16 protein-coding genes and 2 pseudogenes are annotated in these 16,749 nt (G+C 70.2%); 5 read left to right on the top strand and 13 right to left on the bottom strand.

The genetic code is table 11. The features are described 5' to 3' along the window. From V7E05_RS01715 to V7E05_RS01700, 4 genes are all read right to left on the bottom strand, one after another. A partial coding sequence (locus V7E05_RS01715; RefSeq protein ID WP_333617952.1) for an aldehyde dehydrogenase family protein occupies positions 1 to 433 on the bottom strand: 433 nt, incomplete at its 3' end. An 81-nt stretch (positions 434 to 514) separates the two neighbouring features. After that, the gene (locus V7E05_RS01710) at positions 515 to 1,720 is read right to left on the bottom strand and encodes a GAF domain-containing protein (protein ID WP_333617951.1); all 1,206 of its coding nucleotides are present in this window, start codon (positions 1,718 to 1,720) and stop codon (positions 515 to 517) included. A 119-nt stretch (positions 1,721 to 1,839) separates the two neighbouring features. After that, positions 1,840 to 2,976 carry a MalY/PatB family protein gene (locus V7E05_RS01705; protein ID WP_333617950.1) on the bottom strand — a complete coding sequence of 379 codons (1,137 nt, stop codon included), beginning with the start codon at positions 2,974 to 2,976 and terminating at the stop codon, positions 1,840 to 1,842. A 9-nt stretch (positions 2,977 to 2,985) separates the two neighbouring features. Then, positions 2,986 to 4,005 (bottom strand): DUF808 domain-containing protein, encoded by a 1,020-nt coding sequence (locus tag V7E05_RS01700; protein ID WP_333617949.1) that lies wholly within the window; start codon positions 4,003 to 4,005, stop codon positions 2,986 to 2,988. A gap of 147 nt (positions 4,006 to 4,152) precedes the next feature. On the opposite strand from V7E05_RS01700, the gene V7E05_RS01695 reads away from it, so the two are divergent. Then, a complete protein-coding gene (locus V7E05_RS01695) occupies positions 4,153 to 4,620 on the top strand; it encodes a hypothetical protein (protein WP_333617948.1) in 468 nt (155 codons plus the stop codon). 2 nt (positions 4,621 to 4,622) lie between these two features. Here the strand turns inward: V7E05_RS01695 and V7E05_RS01690 are convergent, their stop codons facing one another. Beyond that, entirely contained in the window at positions 4,623 to 5,306 is a 684-nt protein-coding gene (locus V7E05_RS01690) for a DUF3239 domain-containing protein (protein ID WP_333617947.1), read from the bottom strand. A gap of 71 nt (positions 5,307 to 5,377) precedes the next feature. Next, positions 5,378 to 6,055: a LysE family translocator gene (locus V7E05_RS01685; protein ID WP_333617946.1), complete on the bottom strand. Its 678-nt coding sequence runs from the start codon at positions 6,053 to 6,055 to the stop codon at positions 5,378 to 5,380. Positions 6,056 to 6,147: 92 nt separating this feature from the next. On the opposite strand from V7E05_RS01685, the gene V7E05_RS01680 reads away from it, so the two are divergent. Further along, the gene (locus V7E05_RS01680; RefSeq protein WP_333617945.1) at positions 6,148 to 6,474 is read left to right on the top strand and encodes an XRE family transcriptional regulator; all 327 of its coding nucleotides are present in this window, start codon (positions 6,148 to 6,150) and stop codon (positions 6,472 to 6,474) included. A gap of 60 nt (positions 6,475 to 6,534) precedes the next feature. On the opposite strand, the gene V7E05_RS01675 is transcribed toward V7E05_RS01680, so the two are convergent. Then, positions 6,535 to 8,205, bottom strand: coding sequence for a DNA repair helicase XPB (locus V7E05_RS01675; RefSeq protein ID WP_333617944.1), 1,671 nt, complete (start codon positions 8,203 to 8,205; stop codon positions 6,535 to 6,537). Between the two features lie 123 nt (positions 8,206 to 8,328). After that, positions 8,329 to 10,719, bottom strand: a complete 2,391-nt coding sequence (locus V7E05_RS01670) for a helicase-associated domain-containing protein (RefSeq protein ID WP_333617943.1) — start codon at positions 10,717 to 10,719, stop codon at positions 8,329 to 8,331. A 117-nt stretch (positions 10,720 to 10,836) separates the two neighbouring features. Here V7E05_RS01670 and V7E05_RS01665 point away from each other — a divergent pair, with 117 nt between their 5' ends. Continuing rightward, complete coding sequence (locus tag V7E05_RS01665; protein WP_333617942.1) at positions 10,837 to 11,028, top strand: hypothetical protein; 192 nt, start codon at positions 10,837 to 10,839, stop codon at positions 11,026 to 11,028. 367 nt (positions 11,029 to 11,395) lie between these two features. On the opposite strand, the gene V7E05_RS01660 is transcribed toward V7E05_RS01665, so the two are convergent. Then, positions 11,396 to 12,049 carry a transglycosylase family protein gene (locus tag V7E05_RS01660; protein WP_442891564.1) on the bottom strand — a complete coding sequence of 218 codons (654 nt, stop codon included), beginning with the start codon at positions 12,047 to 12,049 and terminating at the stop codon, positions 11,396 to 11,398. A 483-nt stretch (positions 12,050 to 12,532) separates the two neighbouring features. Next, positions 12,533 to 12,817, bottom strand: a complete 285-nt coding sequence (locus V7E05_RS01655) for a hypothetical protein (protein ID WP_333617941.1) — start codon at positions 12,815 to 12,817, stop codon at positions 12,533 to 12,535. A 162-nt stretch (positions 12,818 to 12,979) separates the two neighbouring features. Between V7E05_RS01655 and V7E05_RS14270 the strand changes: the two are divergent. Together V7E05_RS14270 and V7E05_RS14265 are read left to right on the top strand one after the other, a co-directional pair. Continuing rightward, positions 12,980 to 13,163 (top strand): annotated as a pseudogene (locus V7E05_RS14270) (cold-shock protein); the annotation flags it as partial. A gap of 62 nt (positions 13,164 to 13,225) precedes the next feature. Then, positions 13,226 to 13,378 (top strand): annotated as a pseudogene (locus tag V7E05_RS14265) (cold-shock protein); the annotation flags it as partial. Between the two features lie 143 nt (positions 13,379 to 13,521). Here the strand turns inward: V7E05_RS14265 and V7E05_RS01645 are convergent. From V7E05_RS01645 to V7E05_RS01635, 3 genes are all read right to left on the bottom strand, one after another. Beyond that, the gene (locus V7E05_RS01645) at positions 13,522 to 14,073 is read right to left on the bottom strand and encodes a hypothetical protein (RefSeq protein ID WP_333617939.1); all 552 of its coding nucleotides are present in this window, start codon (positions 14,071 to 14,073) and stop codon (positions 13,522 to 13,524) included. A gap of 108 nt (positions 14,074 to 14,181) precedes the next feature. Further along, positions 14,182 to 15,723 carry an MFS transporter gene (locus tag V7E05_RS01640; RefSeq protein ID WP_333617938.1) on the bottom strand — a complete coding sequence of 514 codons (1,542 nt, stop codon included), beginning with the start codon at positions 15,721 to 15,723 and terminating at the stop codon, positions 14,182 to 14,184. Then, entirely contained in the window at positions 15,720 to 16,712 is a 993-nt protein-coding gene (locus V7E05_RS01635; protein ID WP_333617937.1) for a glutaminyl-peptide cyclotransferase, read from the bottom strand. Before V7E05_RS01635 ends, V7E05_RS01640 begins: the two co-directional genes overlap by 4 nt. Between the last annotated feature and the right edge of the window lie 37 nt (positions 16,713 to 16,749).

Genomic DNA, 16,749 nt, shown 5'->3' with positions numbered 1-16,749 from the left:
CGTCGATCTGCGAGAGGGAGCCCTCCTGGGCCCGGATGGCGCCCGCGAAGTAGCGGAAGTGGTCGACGCCGAGGGGGATGTCCGCGTTGAGCGGTTCGCGGATGGCCTTGCCGTTGTCCCAGGTCTCGGCGACCGCGAGGACCTCGAGGTTCTCCTCGATGCGGTCGGCGATCTTGTTGAGGATCACGGCGCGCTCGGCGGGCGACGTCGCGTTCCACTTCGGCGCGGCGGCCCAGGCCGCGTCGAGCGCCGCCTCGATGTCCTCGGCGGTGCCGCGCCCGACCTCGCAGAACACCTTGCCGTTGATGGGGCTCACGTTCTCGAAGTACTGGCCCTTGATCGGCGCGACCCATTCGCCGCCGATGTAGTGCTCGTAGCGCGGCTTGAAGTCGACTTTCGCGCCTTCGGTGTTCGGATTCGCGTAGACAGCCATGGTGACTGGTTCCTTCCGTATTCGTCCGGGGGTCCGGAGGGGGCCCCGGCTACCGGGGCGTGGAAGAAAATGTAATGCAGGTCACGTTACAAGTACGTTGCTCGAGTTCGCGCCGGCTCCGGGACCCGCCTTCTCGGTGCCCATCCGTTCGGCGGCCGCGAGCTCCTCGAGGTGCGCCACGACGACCGAGCGCTGCGGCGCGCGGGCTGGGAGGATCTGCAGCGCCACCTCCCACGGCTCGCGGTCGTGTTCCACTTCGGGCAGGTCGAGGTATCGCAGAAGCGTACCGGCGTCGGCGTCGGCGAGCATAGCCTCGCGCAGGGTCGCCGCAGCGGCGCGCTGGACGCGGCTGAGCCCGGCGGCCTCGGCGGCGCCGATCCCGTCGCCGCGGTAGAGGTCTAGTGCTCCGGAGAAATCGCCGCGGCCGACGTGCTCGACCACCTGCAGAGCGTCGATGTCGAGCGGCTCGGTGAGCCGGTATGGGCGGGTCGCGAGCCGCGGCGCGCCGGCCACCTTCTCGAGGACCCTGCGCAGCCGCAGCATCTCGACGCGCACGGTCGATTCCGCCGCGGTCTCGGGGTACACGGTCGCGGCGATCGCGGCGGCGGTGAGCCCCTCGGGCGAGGTCGCGAGGAGAGTGAGGATCTCGGCGTGCCGCACCGAGAGCGACGCCTGCCCGCTCGCGGTCTCCAGCACGGGCCGGCCCCTGTGGACCAGGCGCAACACGGATGACGCCGGACGTGCCGGATTCCCCGGGGCGCGGGTGTCCGCGAGCCGGCGGAGCCCGAGTTCGCGCGCGGCGGCCGAGGCCGTGGCCCGCACGAGGGCGAGGCAGTGCGGGTCCGCTGCGACGTCCCCGCCTGTCACATCCAGGGTGCCGAGGATCTCGCCGGTGGCCGGGTGCACGAGCGGGGCCGCGGAGCAGCTGAACGCGTGGACCTCGGGCCGCGTGTGCTCCTCGCGGCGCACCGACAGCGCCGTGCCGCGCAGGAGCGAGGTGCCGGGGGCGTTGGTGCCCATCCGGGATTGCGACCAGTTCTCGCCGACGGCGAAACCGATCTCCTCGATGCGGGAGCGGACGTGGGTGTCGCCGCCGATGTGGCGTATACGGCCGGTGGCGTCGGCGAGGGCGATGACGAAGCCGTCGTCCACGGCGGTGGGGAGGAGGAGCTCATCGACGAGCGATGAGACCGAGTCGAGCTCCTCGCCCGAATCGATCGCGACAGGCCCGGCCGCCCGGCCCTCATCAGGGGCCGTGGTCGGTCCCCGGGAGCTGCTGGGCGCCACGGATCCTCCACATCGTCCGACATCCTCGTGATACACCTCACAATATCCCGATGGGGGGCAGCCGTCCAGGCGCTCGCCCGGGGTGCGGGACGCTCCCGGCTCTGCCCGTGCCGGGGCGGCTACACCGCGCCGCGGGCGACCTCGCCGATCCGCTCGACGGCTGCGGTGAGCAGCTCGGGGTTACACGCGAAGTTGATCCGGACGAAGCCGGCGCCGCCCTCGCCGAACGCGGCCCCGGGGCTCAGCGCGACCTTGGCCTCGGAGAGGAAGCGCTTCGCCGGGTTGTCGCCGAGCGCAGGGTAGGCGCGCAGGTCGACCCAGGCAACGTACGTGGATTCGGGTCGCGTCCACCGGGCCTCGGGGAGGTGTTCTTCGAGGAGCCGGCCGAGGAGATCGACGTTCTCGCCGAGCGCGGCGATGAGCTCCTCCCGCCACGGCTCGCCCTCGGTGAGCGCGGTGCGCGCGGCGAGCGAGCCGAGGTGCCCGCAGGCTCCGGCGAGGTACGGCGGCAGCGTGTACTGTGCCCTGTTGCCCGTGACGACCCACGCGCACTTGAGCCCCGCGAGGTTCCAGGTCTTCGAGGCCGAGGAGATCGCGAAGCCGACCTTGCGCGCCGTGTTCGACGCGGCGAGGAAGCTGCGGAACTCGTGCCCTGGCAGTGCCATCGGCGCCCAGATCTCGTCGGAGACGACGATCGCCCCGTAGGAATCGGCGAGCGAGGCGAGCTCCGCGAGCTCGGACTGCGGGTGGATGCGCCCCGACGGGTTGTGCGGGTGGCACAGCAGGATGGCGCGAGCGCCGGACTCGAACTCGCGCTCGATCGCGGGCAGGTTTATCGAACCGTCCTCGGCGAAGGGGACGCCCACGGGCTCGTGCCCGGACCGCCGGATCCACGCCGGGAAGGGCATGTAGACGGGAACGTGGTGGACCACCTTGGCTCCGGGCGTGAGGAACTCGCGCAAGACGGCGCGAACGCCCACTCCGACGTCATATACGGGCATGACGTCGCCTGGCGCAGCCTCGACGCCGAAGCGGGTGTAGTACTGCGAGACCACGTCCCGGAGGCCGTCGGCATCGGCGGAGTAGCCGAAATCGCCGTTCGCCACCGCCGCGGAGAGCAGCTCGGCGATCGGGGGAGCCGGGGCCACATCCGACTCCGCGACGAACAGCGGGAGAACGTCGGCCGGGTACGACACCCACTTCTCGCTGCGGCGACGGCGGAGGGTCTCGAGGTCTAGGTCCAGCGGGAAGCTCATGCGGCCAGCTTAACGCGGCGCCGCGGTGTCCTCGTCCGTGGTCGCCTCGGCGGAGCCGGCGGAGTCGGCGCCGTGGTGCCCGAACGGGAGCACGTGGACAACTGCGGCAATGATCCCGCCCCAGATCGCGCCGACGATAAAGGCGATGAGCGTTTCGATGATCCACGCGAGCGCCCCGCCGACACCGGGGATGTGGTGCGCCGGATCGGCGATCGTGGCGATCGCGTCGTGCGGCCAGTGCCAGCCGAATTCTGTGATTCCGTTGAGCAGGATGTGGCCGCCGACCCAGGTCATCGCGAAGGTGCCGATCACCGAGAGCGCCTGGAGTACGACGGGCATAGCCTTGACCAAGCCGCGGCCCGCTGCCGCGACCCCCGCGGTGTCGCGCTTGGCGAGGGCCGCGCCGACGTCGTCCATCTTGACGATCACGGCGACCACGCCGTAGACGATGACGGTCATGAGGATGCCCACGACGACGAGCACTCCGGCCTGCATCCACACGCTCTGCTCGGCGACCTCGTTGAGCGAAATAATCATGATCTCGGCCGAGAGGATGAGGTCCGTGCGCACCGCCCCGGAGACGACCTTCTTCTCGGCCTCGGGGCCCGTGGCCGCTGCGGGGGCGGCACCACCTGCGTCATCCTCGGTGGATTTTCCGCCCGTCTTTCCCGCGCCCCGCACCATCTCCCAGAGCTTCTCGGCGCCCTCGAAGCACAGGTACGAGCCACCGAGCATGAGGATCGGCGTGATGAGCCACGGCGCGAACGAGCTGAGCAGCAGCGCAATGGGGAGGATGATGAGCAGCTTGTTGCGCAGCGAGCCGATGGTGATCTTGCGGATCATCGGCAGCTCGCGGGAGGCGTCGATCCCCTCGAGGTACTGCGGGGTCACGGCCGTGTCGTCTACCACCACGCCCGCCGCTTTGACGCTGGTCTTTCCCGCCGCCGCGGCGACGTCGTCGATGCTCGCCGCGGACATCCGCGCGAGAGTGGCGATGTCGTCGAGCAGTGCCACGAGGCCGCCGGCCATGAGGGGCTCCTAGGAGTGGGGTGGGGCGTGCGCGGCACGACTGGGTCGTGCGCTCGGGAAAATACTAGTGGACGATCGGTGACGACCTGGTTGATGATCGAGTGGAGATCCGCGTGATGTCGCTGCGATCGAGACCTGGGGGGGGGCATGTTCAAGACCGCGAATCAGATTTGGGGCGCTCATGGCGTACGGGGTGCGCGCGTCGCCGCCTCGTCTGTTCTGTGCGCGGTGGGCCTCGCATCGCTAACGGCGTGTGGCGGCTACCAATATTCCGACCTCGTCGGCGGGCGGCGTGACGTGGATTTCGACCATCCGGTCTCGGTTCGCGATGCGATGAGCCTGCAGGATATCGCTCCATTGCGAGAGCTCCGCTTCGATGCCGGAATCATGGGAGGCGGCGTCACCGTATTGCCCGAGATGTCGGTGGCCGACGTCGAGGCCCAACTTCTTGTCGCTACCCAGGCCACGGGGTGGATTCCTGGAGTCGATGCCGGCAGCTTTGAGACCAGCAGGATTCCGGGCGGAACCGCGTGGGACCTGGAAGAGCAGATCCGAGAGCGCGTGGTGGAGTTCCCAGTCCAAGAGCCGGTCAAGGTTCCACCGAAAGAGTGGTGAAGCTAGAGCGGAAGGATTCCCGTTCGGGTCTTCTGGACCTCCTGGAAACGCCCGGAATTCTTGCGGAGGAGGTCCCACTCGGCATCGGGGATGCTCTTGATTGCGCGCTTGATCACGGACGCGTCGGGTGTCCCCCATGCGATAGGCATGGGGTTGATGAAGTCGTAGGTGTTGGCCTTGCCCCGGGCGCTGCGGTTGCCGACCACGGCGACGCACGGGACGCGCTCGCCCTCCTTGCCTTCGTGGCCGGGGAGCTTCTGGCACGAGACGGTCGCGAGCGCCGGGGTCGAACCCTTCGAGCGGTCCACCGATTGGTCGACGAGCGCTGTGATCGTGAGGACGTGCTTGTGCACGCTCGACACGATCCCCGGCACGAGCTCGGAGCGCTTGTACGTTTCGTCGATGGCGCCCATCTTCTTGGGGATGTAGAAGATCATCGCGGCGAATCCGAGGGCGAAGAGCACGAGCAGAACGGCGACGACGACCGCGAGCGGGGCCTGCCCGGTGAGCAGCACGAGCAGCACGGCGCCGACGAGGCACGCGACGGCGAGCACGCCACCGGCGACCTGCAGTCTGCGGATCTCTCCGAGGTTCTCATTGTTTTTCCGGGCCCAGGAGTTGTCGACGGGGAAGTCGAACAGGCGGTACTGGTTCTGCGGTTCGCGGGAATCGTGCTGTGCGGGCATGGGGTCCATTATGGCCGAGGGGTGCGGCCGGGGTGCCCACGCCCGCGCGCTATGTCCGCGCTATGTCCGCGCTACGTCAGGGCGCCGATCGCCGCCACCGCGATGAGCGCCCCGATGACGACGAACAGCGCACCACTCGCCGCGTCGACGACGGGGAGGAAACGGCGGATCCGACCGTTGATCGTCGGGTGCGAGGCGAGCAGAACCACCGAGGTAAACGCTGCGAAAGCGAGCGCCACGAGCAAAGCGAAGATCCCCGCCGACGCCGCGAACGACAGCCCTGTGCCGCCGGGGTAGAGGAACGGCGCAAGGAGCGAGCCGAAGAAGACCACGGCCTTGGGATTGGAGAGGTTCGTTGCGAGGCCTCGCGCATAATCCCTGCGCGCAGGTCTATTGGCCCTTTCTCGGTGTGACGGCGGAAGTGCCGTGTCTGCGCGGGCTCGCACGGCTTCCACGGCCCCCGGCCAGGCGGCGCGGACGCCGAGGATTCCCATGCCCACGAGGAACAGCCCGCCGGCGAGCTGGAGCCAGTGGAGCACTCCCTCCCTGGCCTGCAGGATCGCCGCGAGCCCCAAGATGGATGCGGCAAGCCACACAGTTACGCCGGTGACGACCCCCGCGGTGGCCGCGAATCCCGCGGACCGAGAGGCCAGCGATCGTTGGACAACGAGGAGCATGTCGGGGCCGGGGGTGTAGGCGCCGACGATCCACACGCCGATGAGCGCGAGGAGTTGAGGGGCGGTGAGCACGGAGGGCCAGAGTACTCGCGGCGGGGGCGCCGCCGCGACCGCGTGGCGGCCGATCAGGGCCCGCGTTCGGCGGAAGATGGCAGGCTGGTGCCATGGCTACCGAACTGCACATGGACGGATTCGTTGCTCGCGCTGCCCGCGCGCTCAGTCAGGTCTCGATCGATCTCGTCGCCCAACGCGCCGGCATCGAGCCCGAGAAGCTCAAGGCCTACGAACGCGGCCTCGGCTCGGTCACCACCGAGGAGGCACAGGCGCTCGTCGTGGCGTTCGACTACTACGGCGTCTTGTTCATCCCCGAAGGCGATGGCCGCGGACCGGGCGCGGGCGTTGGCGTCCGCCGCAAGTTCGGCCACGCCAAGGTCGAGATGATCGAGAACTGGGAGGGTGAGGGAGGCCCCGTCGGCGAGGACGACATCTAGCTCACTGCCGCCGCGGGCTGTCGCCCCGCGTGATCCGCGCGGCGGGAACCGCGGCCGAAATCAGTCCCCGATCTGCGGCAGCTCCGGGCCGAGCACGTCGTCGGCATCGACGATCCGGTACGCGTACCCCTGCTCGGTGAGGAAACGCTGGCGGTGCTGCGCGTAGTCGGCATCGAGCGTGTCGCGCGCAACCACCGAGTAGAAGTGCGCCTGGCCGCCGTCGTGCTTCGGCCGCAGGAGCCGGCCGAGCCGCTGCGCCTCCTCCTGCCGCGAGCCGAAGGTCCCGGACACCTGGATCGCCACCGAGGCCTCAGGCAGGTCGATGGAGAAGTTCGCGACCTTCGACACCACGAGACACGAGATCTCGCCCTCGCGGAACTGGTCGAACAGCCTCTCGCGCTCCTTATTCGGCGTGGACCCCTGGATCACCGGAACGTCGAGGGTGTCGCCGAGCTCGTCGAGCTGATCGAGGTACGCGCCGATCACGAGCGTCGGCGAACCGGCGTGCTGCTCGATGAGTTTCCGGACCACCGGGATCTTGGTCTTCGCGGTGGCGCAGATCTTGTAGCGCTCATCGGCCTCGGCGGTCGCGTAGATCATCCGCTCGTTCTCGGTGAGGGTCACCCGCACCTCGACGCAATCGGCCGGCGCGATCCACCCCTGCGCCTCGATGTCCTTCCACGGCGCGTCGTAGCGCTTCGGTCCGATCAACGAGAAGACATCGCCCTCCCTACCGTCCTCCCTTACGAGGGTTGCGGTGAGCCCCAGCCGCCGACGCGACTGGAGGTCCGCCGTCATACGGAAAACCGGGGCGGGGAGGAGGTGCACCTCGTCGTAGACGACGAGCCCCCAATCCCGCGAGTCGAACAGGTCGAGGGCCCGGTAGACGCCCTTGGTCTTGCGAGTGATGACCTGGTACGTGGCGATCGTGACGGGCCGGATCTCCTTCTTCTCGCCCGAGTACTCGCCGATCTCGTCCTCGGTGAGCGTCGTGCGGCGGATGAGCTCGCGCTTCCACTGCCGCCCCGCGACGGTGTTGGTGACGAGGATCAGCGTGGTCGCCTTCGCCTTCGCCATCGCCGCCGCGCCGACCATCGTCTTGCCAGCGCCGCAGGGGAGCACCACTACGCCGGAGCCGCCGGACCAGAACGAGTCCGCCGCCATCTCCTGGTAGTCTCGCAGCTCCCAGTCCTCTTCTTCTGTAGAGAGCGCGATGGGGTGGGCCTCGCCGTCGACGTAACCGGCGAGATCCTCCGCGGGCCAGCCGACCTTGAGGAGCTCCTGCTTGAGGTGCCCGCGCTCGGAGCCGTGGACGATCACCGTGTCGTCGTCGATCTGCGCGCCGAGCATCGGGGCGATCTTCTTGTGCCGCTTGACCTCCGCGAGCACCGCGGCATCGTGGGAAACGAGGACGAGTCCGTGCGCCGGGTTCTTGACCAGCTGCAACCGGCCGTAGCGGGCCATTGTCTCGGCGATATCCACCAGCAGCGGCTGCGGGACCGGGTAGCGGGCGTACTCGACGAGCACGTCGACGACCTGCTCGGCATCGTGCCCCGCGGCGCGCGCATTCCACAGCGCAAGCGGGGTGATCCGGTAGGTGTGCACGTGCTCGGGCGCGCGCTCGAGCTCGGCGAACGGGGCGAGCGCGCCGCGCGCCGCGGCCGCCTGCTCGTGGTCCACCTCGAGCAGCACGGTCTTGTCGGATTGGATGATGAGGGGTCCGCCAGCCACGTTTTGGAAGTCCTTTCCTGACGCCGGAGGGCGTTTTCCGCCCGGTCATTCATTGTCCCAGAGGAGGGCAAATCGGCGGTGGCGCCTGCCGTGGCGCCAGGCGGCACAGCGGTAGGCGGCGGGCTACGGGGCCGGCGAGACCGAGATGATCCGGGCGAGCGCGTACTCGCGATGCTCCTCGGTGAGTGGATCGACGCCGCTGACCCGGCCTGCCGCGACGCGCAACGGGAGCAGCATCCCCGAGGAGGTCCGGCCCGCGGCGTCGACCACCGCGATCGCCACGGGGCGCGAGGTCTCCGCGGCCTCGTGGAGCATGCTCACAGCGGCGATGCCCGTGCGGCGGCCCGAACCGCCCTTCGCGCCCGCGGCTCCCGCGGCTTTCTCCGCCGAGCGCATCGTGGCCACGGCCTGTTCCGCCGTGCGGCGACCGATGCCTGCCCATGCAGAGAGGCGGCGCCGGTCGCCGGGGTCCTCGGCGGGATCGGGGGACACCCTCGCCTCGGAGCGGGCGAGGTCGACGAGCTGTCCCGTGGTGTCCTCGGCGACGGGCGAATAGCCGGCGAGGCGCAGCTCCCGCAGGAGCCGATGCGGGCGCTCGTGCGAGATGAGGACGGTGGGGGCGATCTGCCGGAGGCCGATCTTCTGGGCGAGCTGGCTGCCGGCGAGCTCGGCGACGAGCGCGTGGTCGTCGGAGCGGAGGAACGCGGCGGCCGAGCCCACACGGAGCGTACCGTGGCGGCGCGCCGTATCGGCGATGAGGTACTCGATGGACTGGGGAACGGGCGTGATCGACGCCGTGCGCAGCGTCGCGAGCAGCGAATCCGCCGTGCGCCCCGAGTCGAGGGCCGCGCGGATCGAGGAATCGGACAGGCGGTACGTGGTCGCGGCGCCCGTAGTCTCGACGTCCGCCATGGCGCCGACCTCCGCCGCGAGCTCGGCGGTGAGCGGTCCGGGGGCGAGGATCGTGTTGTCCGCCTGGACGATGATATCCGAGACCGGCGCGGGCAGGATCTCCGTGTACTTCTCGGAGAGCAGCGTCCGGAGCTCGTCGGCGCCGGCATCGGAATGCAGCGAACGGCCTTCGTCGCGGGCCGCGGACTCGGCGGCGAGGAGGGCGCGGCCGGGCGTCGTCAGGCCCCATCCGGCGACGAGCCCGAGCCCGCGCGCCTGGTCGACGACCTGGCGGATGAGCGCCATCCGCCGACCGGAGAGCAGAGAGGGGCGCAGCCAGCGGACGAGCTCGGGGAAATCCTCGGCCGTCGTCTCGCCGTCTTCGGGAAGCTGGCCGAGCGCGGCGAACGCGTCGTGGCGGGCCTCGAGGGTGCCCGGCAGCCAGCGGTCCTCGGCACGGATCGCGAGGACGGGAACGTCGATGTGGGTCTTGCCCGGCTCGTCCGCGCCCGGTTCCGGCTGCCACGGCGCGAGTGGCATCTGCCACCACGCTGCGGCGAGTGTCGCGAGGCGCTCGGGCAGCTCCGCGGCGAGCCAGCGGTCCGCGGCGGGAGTCGGGGCCCAGGCGTCGAGGACCTCTTCCTCGCCCACGGTGCTGTCGCCGGGGAAGATGAGGCCCGCGGCGTAGAGGGTCTCGAGGAGCACGACGAGTGGGCCGAGTCCCTCGCCGGTGGCCGCCGCGAGGCGGCGCAACTCGCGGATGCCCACCCCTCCGCCCCGGAGCTGGCCGACGGGGGCGCCGCCGAGGTGCGAGAGCACCCGCTGCGCCGCGTGGTCGAGCTCGATGGCCGCGACACCGCCGCTGCCGTCGCGGCTCGCCTGCGAGACAGTCGTACCCGGCCACTCGGGCTCGGCGAGTACGTCCGCGCCGCCGGCTCCATAGCGCAGCCGGTACAGGGCGCCGGCGCTCGGCCACAGGTGGGCGCTGTCCGCGGAGAGCCTCGCGACGCCGGCGGACACCGCGGCGTCGAGGACCTCGCGGGTGCCCGCGCTGATCCGGACCGAGAACTCCCCGCGCGCCACGGACCCGCGTGCGAGCCGCGCGAGCATGGCCTTTACCCGCTCGTCGCCGTCGAGCGCCGCGGCGACCTCGGCCGGCTTCGGATCGCCCGGCGCAGGGAGAACGATCTGGCCGCGGGCCGGGAAATCGCCGGGCTTCGCCGTCATCCGAATGGCCGAGTCCGGGCCCCACAGGAGGCCTACGCCGCGCAGCCTGTCGACGGCATCGGCGAGGTGTTTCTTCGCGCCGGCCGGACGGCGGCCCTTGTGCGGGAGCGCGGCGTCGATGTCGGCGAGGGCGACAGGCCCGGGAAACGCGCCGGCGGCCTCTGCCGCGAGAAGCGTCGTGGCCGTGGGGAGGTCGAGTCGCGCGGCCTCGCGGGTCGCGGTCTGCGGCAGCGCGAGGCGCGCCGCGAGGACCTCGAAGGTCGAGGGCGGGGGAGCGGTGACGTCGGGGCGGGCCTGCAGCAGGGCGGCGACGGTGGCGTCGTCCGTAGCGGCCAGCCACTCCGAGAGGTCTCCCGCGGAGGCGGCGGAGGCTGCGGAGCTGGATCGGCGTGGCACTTTATCCACAGTAATTGCCTCGGCTCGCTCGTGCCGCCGGGCGAGTAGCGACCCGCGGTGACATCGAGTCCCACCCTGCGGTGACAAGGGGCCGGTTCGGATGACACAATAGACGGCGTGAGCACCGCAAAGAACGTTCTCGACACCACCGCCTGGCCGGACGAGCGCTTCGGCGAGCACCCTGTTACCGAGCTGGTCGCGTACGTGACCGGCGGCCTTTCGCCGTACGGCAACGTGACCTTTCCGGTGGACTACACCGAGTTGGCCTACGTGCACTCGTACACGCACATCAATACCTGGGACCAGTAGCAGCTCTCCGCTCGATCCGAGCGCGCTGAGCGCGGCGTGAGCCGCGCCGCCGCTCGTCGACTCGGTGGTGGTTTTCGGTAGCCCGCCTCCCTTCCATTGGGGGCGGGCTTTCGTGCGTGCGGAGCGGGTGCTGTTCCCGCTGTGTGGGATTGGCAGAATTTACGCCTACCAGATTGTCGATCCACCAACTGACGCTGTGGGTGGATCGACAATCTGGTGGGCGAACGCGGCCGCATGCGAATCGAGAAGTGCTCGAACGCAGCGCATACCCCGAAATGGCCGAACGGCCGGAACGCTGCGAAAGCATTCCGGCCGTCCGGGAGACAGCTCCTGCGCGAGTAGGCGCAGGCGACGGCTGGTCCGAGGGCTAGTTGGTGCCGAAGTAGGTCGCCATGAAGTTGTCGACGGCGTCCTTGTTGTCGAGGTAGTGCGTGTCGACGAGATCCTTGTTGGCCTCGTACTCGGCCTGGATGTCGACGGGGAGCTGGACGCCACGGGCGGCAGCCTCGGCGACGACCTGCGCGACGTACTTCTCGGCGGAGGGCGCCTCCTGCGCGATGTCGGCGGAGCCGGCATCGGCGGCGGGGGCAGCCGGGGCGGCCTGGCCGAAGTCGGCCATGGTGCGCTCCTGTGGGGCGCCCGAGAGGCCGAGCTGAGCGGAGCAGGACGGCCATGCGCCCCAGCCCTGGCCGGCGAGAACGCGCTCGCCGACGATGATCTGCTGCTCACGCGAAGCCTGGTTGGCGGTGGGGGCGAACTCGCCGCCGCCGTAGCCCGACCAGGTGGACGGGGAGAACTGCAGGCCGCCCTGGAAGCCGTTGCCCGTGTCGATGGCCCAGTTGCCACCGGCCTCGCACTGCGCGAGGGAATCCCACTCGGAGATCGGGGCCGCGTTGGCGGCGCCCGGGGAGAAGAGGAAGCCGGCGAGGCCGACAGTGGCACCGGTGAGAGCGACCTTCGCGAAGGTCTTAGCGTGCGAGGAGTTCGTGGCGGCGCGGTGGCGACCGTTGATCGTGCTCATTCTTCGCGGGGTCCTTACGTGTTCGATACGGGGTGGGGCGGGGAGTCCGCGCGCGCCGGTGTTCTCGGCACTGCGGGCGAGCTCGCGCTTCGCGCCGCACCTGGATGTCCAACTCTTGGGGAGTCGACGTCGACAATAACGAATCAACAACGAATCGTCATCATTCTGAAATAAACAGAATCGAGATTTCGTGACGTTTCCGTGACATTTATCGAATCGACCAGGCGTTTCGCGTCCCACTGTGATTCACCGCACTCGGCGTGTCGCGATTCGGCGCCCCAATTGCCCCTCGGGCCACACGCGTAGTCCCTCCGCTGGTCGCGATCCCGGCGCTGCTGAGGCGGCGGGAAGGTGGCCGTCATCCAGTGGCCCCGAAATGGGGGAGAGTGGTGCGCGCGCCGTTCGCGCGGCCGTGGCGAAGGCGGCGCTGCCGGTGGGCGGAGGGCGAACCTCGGCCCCGGGTGGAGGCGGGCGTCGAGGAGGCTAATGCCGCGAGGGCCGCGACGACGCGATCGCGTAGATGATCGCGAGGAGGAAGCCGAGCGGGGCGCAGAGCATCGCCACGAGGTAGATCCACGTGGGGCCCTCGGAGTCGGCGGAGAGGAGCGGGTAGACGATCGCTGCGATGGTGGCGACGACGCCGATCGCGAAGATCGCCATGGCTGTATAGAACAGTCCGCGGCGGCGCGGCTTCTGGCCGGCGCGACCGGCAGGGGCGCCGTCGGCGGCGGAGGGCTCGGGAATCTGCGGCTGCTCTGCGGAACTCACAGGCAGTAACCATAGTCCCGCCCGCGCCTCCGCGACCAGCAGCGAGGCTGGGGAATCCCGTCCGCTCGTTGTACGCTGGATGTTCTTGCGGCCCCGCCGAACTCCGGCGGGGCCGCCTTCGTGGGGCCAGCGGTTCGACAGGAAAGACAGGGAGGAACGTCCATGGCACGGGGAAGAGTCAAGTGGTACGACGCCGACAAGGGCTTCGGCTTTCTCTCCCAGGACGAGGGCGAGGACGTCTACGTTCGCGCCGATGCGCTTGCCGACGGCGTCGAGGCGCTGCACGCCAGGCAGCGCGTCGAGTTTGACATGGTCAGCGGCCGCCGCGGACCCCAGGCGCTGCGCGTTGAGGTCCTCGAGGTCCCCGGCGCGAAGCCCGCGCGCGGCGCCAAGCAGCGCTCGACGCGCAACCCGGATGAGCTACACGGGATGATCGAGGACATGATCACCCTGCTCGATTCCTCCGTGCAGTCCGAGCTCCGTCGCGGTCGCTTCCCGGACCCCAAGGTCTCCTCGCGCGTGGCCGAGGTGCTCCGCGCGGTCGCCAAGGAGCTCGACTGAGGGAGTGCGGCCGGGGCCGCGGCCACCTGTGAGCCTTACGAGCAGGTGTGACGACCGAGCGTCCGATAACCGGATGAGCTGCGCATTCACGCATCCTTAACGAGCGTCCAAATTGATCTCGGGCTCCGGTCTCGGTAACGCCGCTATGCGCCTGGCGCAGCCGCGGGATCGGCGGGGGCCGGCGTCAGCTTGAGCGACCACTCGCCCGAGAGCACGTCCTCGTCGCCGTTCTCCGCGTAGACGGGGACGACGCCGCCGGTGATCACCACGCCGGAGAGCAGCCCCTGCTCGTCCGTCGCTGGGAGCGTGAGCGTCTTCGTCGAATGCGCGGGAACGTCCTCGAGGATCTCGACCTCGTCGTCGGGGGAGCCGCCCTCGGGCGTGCGTAGGACGAGAACGGAGAGATCGACCTTCTCGAGCTCCGGGGGCAGGCCGACAGTGAGGTGCTGCTCGGGGGAGACGTTCCGGGAGAGCTGGACCTCGTCGCCGCCGCCGTCGGTGAGCGTGCGCCACGTGTACGGCTCGGCGCTCTCGCTCCACGAGCTCGTGGCGAATCGGACCTCGGGGATCCGTCCGTACTGCGATTCGCTGCCACGCCATGCGGAGAGCGCGGCGACGATGAGGAGCGCGCAGACGACGAGGATCACGATGGTGAGCGGGCGGACCCGCCGCGCCCGGGGCTTGCTTTGAGACATGCCTCTATCGTGCACGGTCGGTGTCCGTGGGGGTGCCGCGGCCCCGCCGCCGGTCCGCCGCAGCCCTGCCGGTCGCTGGTGTGTTCCGCAAGCCCGCGACGACTCGCGCTACTCCGCCGGCACCTCGGCCGCCGGGCGCCTCGGCCTGTCGCCGCCGATCCACGGGATGAGCGTGCGCCCGCGGCTCGTGAGCGCGGACTGCCCGAACATCAGCGCGGTGAGCCCCGCGAGCACGCCGAAGCCGATGGAGAAGTCCGTGGGCAGGAGCACGCCGAGCGCGCCGCCGAAGACCCACGCGAGCTGCAGCGCCGTCTCGGAGCGGCCGAAGGCGGAGGAGCGGGCGATATCGGGGATATCGGTCTGGATCGAGGCGTCGAGGGCGACCTTTCCGATCGCGCTGGTGAGCGCGGCGACGAGCGAGAGCGCGACTGCCGCGTAGACATTGCCCGCCACGGCGGCGACAACGGTGGCCGCGACCGCGAAGCCCGAGACCGTGAGCGTGATCCGCGCCGGGTGGCCGAGAGTGATCCGCGCGCCGAGGCCGTTGCCCGCGAAGGTGCCGATGCCGGCCGCAGCGCCGGCGGCGCCGAGGATCGCGATCTGCTCCGTGGCTGCCGCGGCCTCGGTGGACTTGGCGACGAAGGCCACGTAGAGGGTCATGAAGCCGGTGAGCATCCGCACCGACGCCTCGGCCCAGAGCCCGGCGACGACATCGCGGCCGAGCGGCCGGGTGAGCACTGTCTTGAGGACGTCGACCCGGGCTCGCGCGGCATTGCGCAGCGGCCGCCGCGTCGGCGCGGGCTTGTCGCCCAGCGGGACCGTGTCCCCGGCGCCTGCGGGCAGCTCGGACGCCGATCCGGAACCGGCACCTCCGCCGTCATCCCCATGATGGAAATAGGCGAGCGAGGCGGTCTCGTCCCCCTCGTGGAACTCGGCGGACGCGGGCAATCCGATGCAGAGGTAGGCGCCGACCAGCGCGACGAGCGCGAGCACCCACAGCACCTGGTGCGAGTCGAACATCCACGCGATGACCGCCGCGACGCCACCCGCGACGAGCGAACCGAAGACGTGCCCGAGGATCGTGAGCCGCGCGTTGGTCCGCACGAGATCGAGCTTCGGCGGCATCAGATACGGCGTACACGACGCCCGCACCACGCCGTACGTCTTCGAAAGCACGAGCATGCCGAGCGCGCACGGGTAGAGCAGCAGCGAATTGAAGTTGAGCGCGAGGATCACCGCGAGGACCGCGCGCAGGGTAAAGGTCATCGACAGCGTGAAGCGCCTGCCGCGGCGCATGCGGTCGAGCGCCGGGCCGATCACGGGGGCGATGAAGGCGAACGGCGCGACCGTCATGAGCAGGTAGAGCGCGACGTTCGTCCGCGACTCGGCGGTCGCGGCGGAGAAGAAGAGCGTGTTGGCGAGCGCCACGGCCAGCATCGCGTCGATCGAGAAATTCGCGACGGTGGTGTAGGCGAGCTGCGCGAGGCCCGAATCGCGCGCGCCGTCGCCGGTGAACAGGCGCAGGGGGAGCCCGGCGGCCCGCTGCAGGGGCCCGCCGCGCTGGCGCGGGCCGACTGTAGATGTAGCGCCGCCGGCGCTTTCCGGGGACGTACGGCCGCGTCCTCGCTGTCGAGGTCGCGACCTGATCACTTGAGGCGAACCTCGTAGGCCCCGGGCCAGAGCTTGCCTGTGACGACGAAGGTATCCGAGTCCGGGACGGCCGCGATGCCGTTGAGCACCGCATTCGGATCGCTCGGGCGGGGCTGACCGATGTCGTGGAGATCCCACGCGGCGTCGACGGCACCCGTCGCCGGGTCGATCCGGACGATCGTGTCCGACATCCACACGTTTGCGTAGATCTTCCCGCCGGCGCACTCGAGCTCGTTGAGCTGGTCGATCGGGCGGCCGTCCTGGGCCACGTCCACCGAACCCGTCGGCGCGAAGGTCTCCGGGTCGCGGAAGGTGATCTTGTTCGAGCCGTCCGACATCGCGAGGCGGTCACCGAGGTTGCACAGGCCCCAGCCCTCGCCCTCGTAGTCGGCGCGGTCGGTCTCCTCGCCCGTGGCGGCATCGCGCTGGTAGGCGACGCCGTCCTTCCACGTGAGCTGCCACAGGGAATTCCCGACGAAGGTCATCCCTTCGCCGAACTGCTCGCGGGGGAGCGAGTCGGTCTTGAATTCGTAGTCGGTGGCGGGCGCGTCGAGCTGCTTCGCCGAGACCCACGAGGTGCCGTATTCGCCGGTCGACTCGTAGAGCCGTCCGTCGTGGAACTCGAGGCCCTGGGTGAACGCTGCGGGGTCGTGGGGGAGGTCGCGGACGACCTCGACCTCGCCGGTGGCCCGCGCCGCGGCGGAACCGGAGCCCAGACCGGCGGCGCTGCCGGAGTTGAGGCTCCCCAGATCGCCCATCGCGGTGGTCGAGATGCTTCCGCCGTCGATGGTGCCCTGGCCGTCCTGCGAGGCGGATGAAGGCGCCCCGGCCCGGTCGCCGCCGCCGTCGCCGCCTTCGCTGCTCCCACATGCCGCCGCCGCGAGGAGGGTCGCGGTGAGGAGCGCAGGCACCGCGGTGGTGGCGAAGCGATGCCGCGCGGGGCGGCGCGCGCCGCGGGCGGCGTTTCGGGGGGACAGCGATGAGCTCATGCCGTCGATAATGCCGCATAGCCCGCCGCCGCGGCGA

This window comes from Dietzia sp., assembly GCF_036741115.1.
In the GTDB taxonomy this organism is placed as follows: Bacteria; Actinomycetota; Actinomycetes; order Mycobacteriales; family Mycobacteriaceae; genus Dietzia.
This window is presented reverse-complemented; position numbering and strand designations above follow the sequence as displayed.

What these genes read in the sequence shown, in the direction of transcription:
- V7E05_RS01705 (WP_333617950.1), bottom strand. Translation starts at nt 2,976, where the DNA reads ATGAGCTTCCCGCTGGACCTAGACCTCGAGACCCTCCGCCGTCGCCGC.
- V7E05_RS01700 (WP_333617949.1), bottom strand. Translation starts at nt 4,005, where the DNA reads ATGGCCGGCGGCCTCGTGGCACTGCTCGACGACATCGCCACTCTCGCG.
- V7E05_RS01695 (WP_333617948.1), top strand. Translation starts at nt 4,153, where the DNA reads ATGTTCAAGACCGCGAATCAGATTTGGGGCGCTCATGGCGTACGGGGT.
- V7E05_RS01690 (WP_333617947.1), bottom strand. Translation starts at nt 5,306, where the DNA reads ATGCCCGCACAGCACGATTCCCGCGAACCGCAGAACCAGTACCGCCTG.
- V7E05_RS01680 (WP_333617945.1), top strand. Translation starts at nt 6,148, where the DNA reads ATGGCTACCGAACTGCACATGGACGGATTCGTTGCTCGCGCTGCCCGC.
- V7E05_RS01660 (WP_442891564.1), bottom strand. Translation starts at nt 12,049, where the DNA reads ATGAGCACGATCAACGGTCGCCACCGCGCCGCCACGAACTCCTCGCAC.
- V7E05_RS01645 (WP_333617939.1), bottom strand. Translation starts at nt 14,073, where the DNA reads ATGTCTCAAAGCAAGCCCCGGGCGCGGCGGGTCCGCCCGCTCACCATC.
- V7E05_RS01635 (WP_333617937.1), bottom strand. Translation starts at nt 16,712, where the DNA reads ATGAGCTCATCGCTGTCCCCCCGAAACGCCGCCCGCGGCGCGCGCCGC.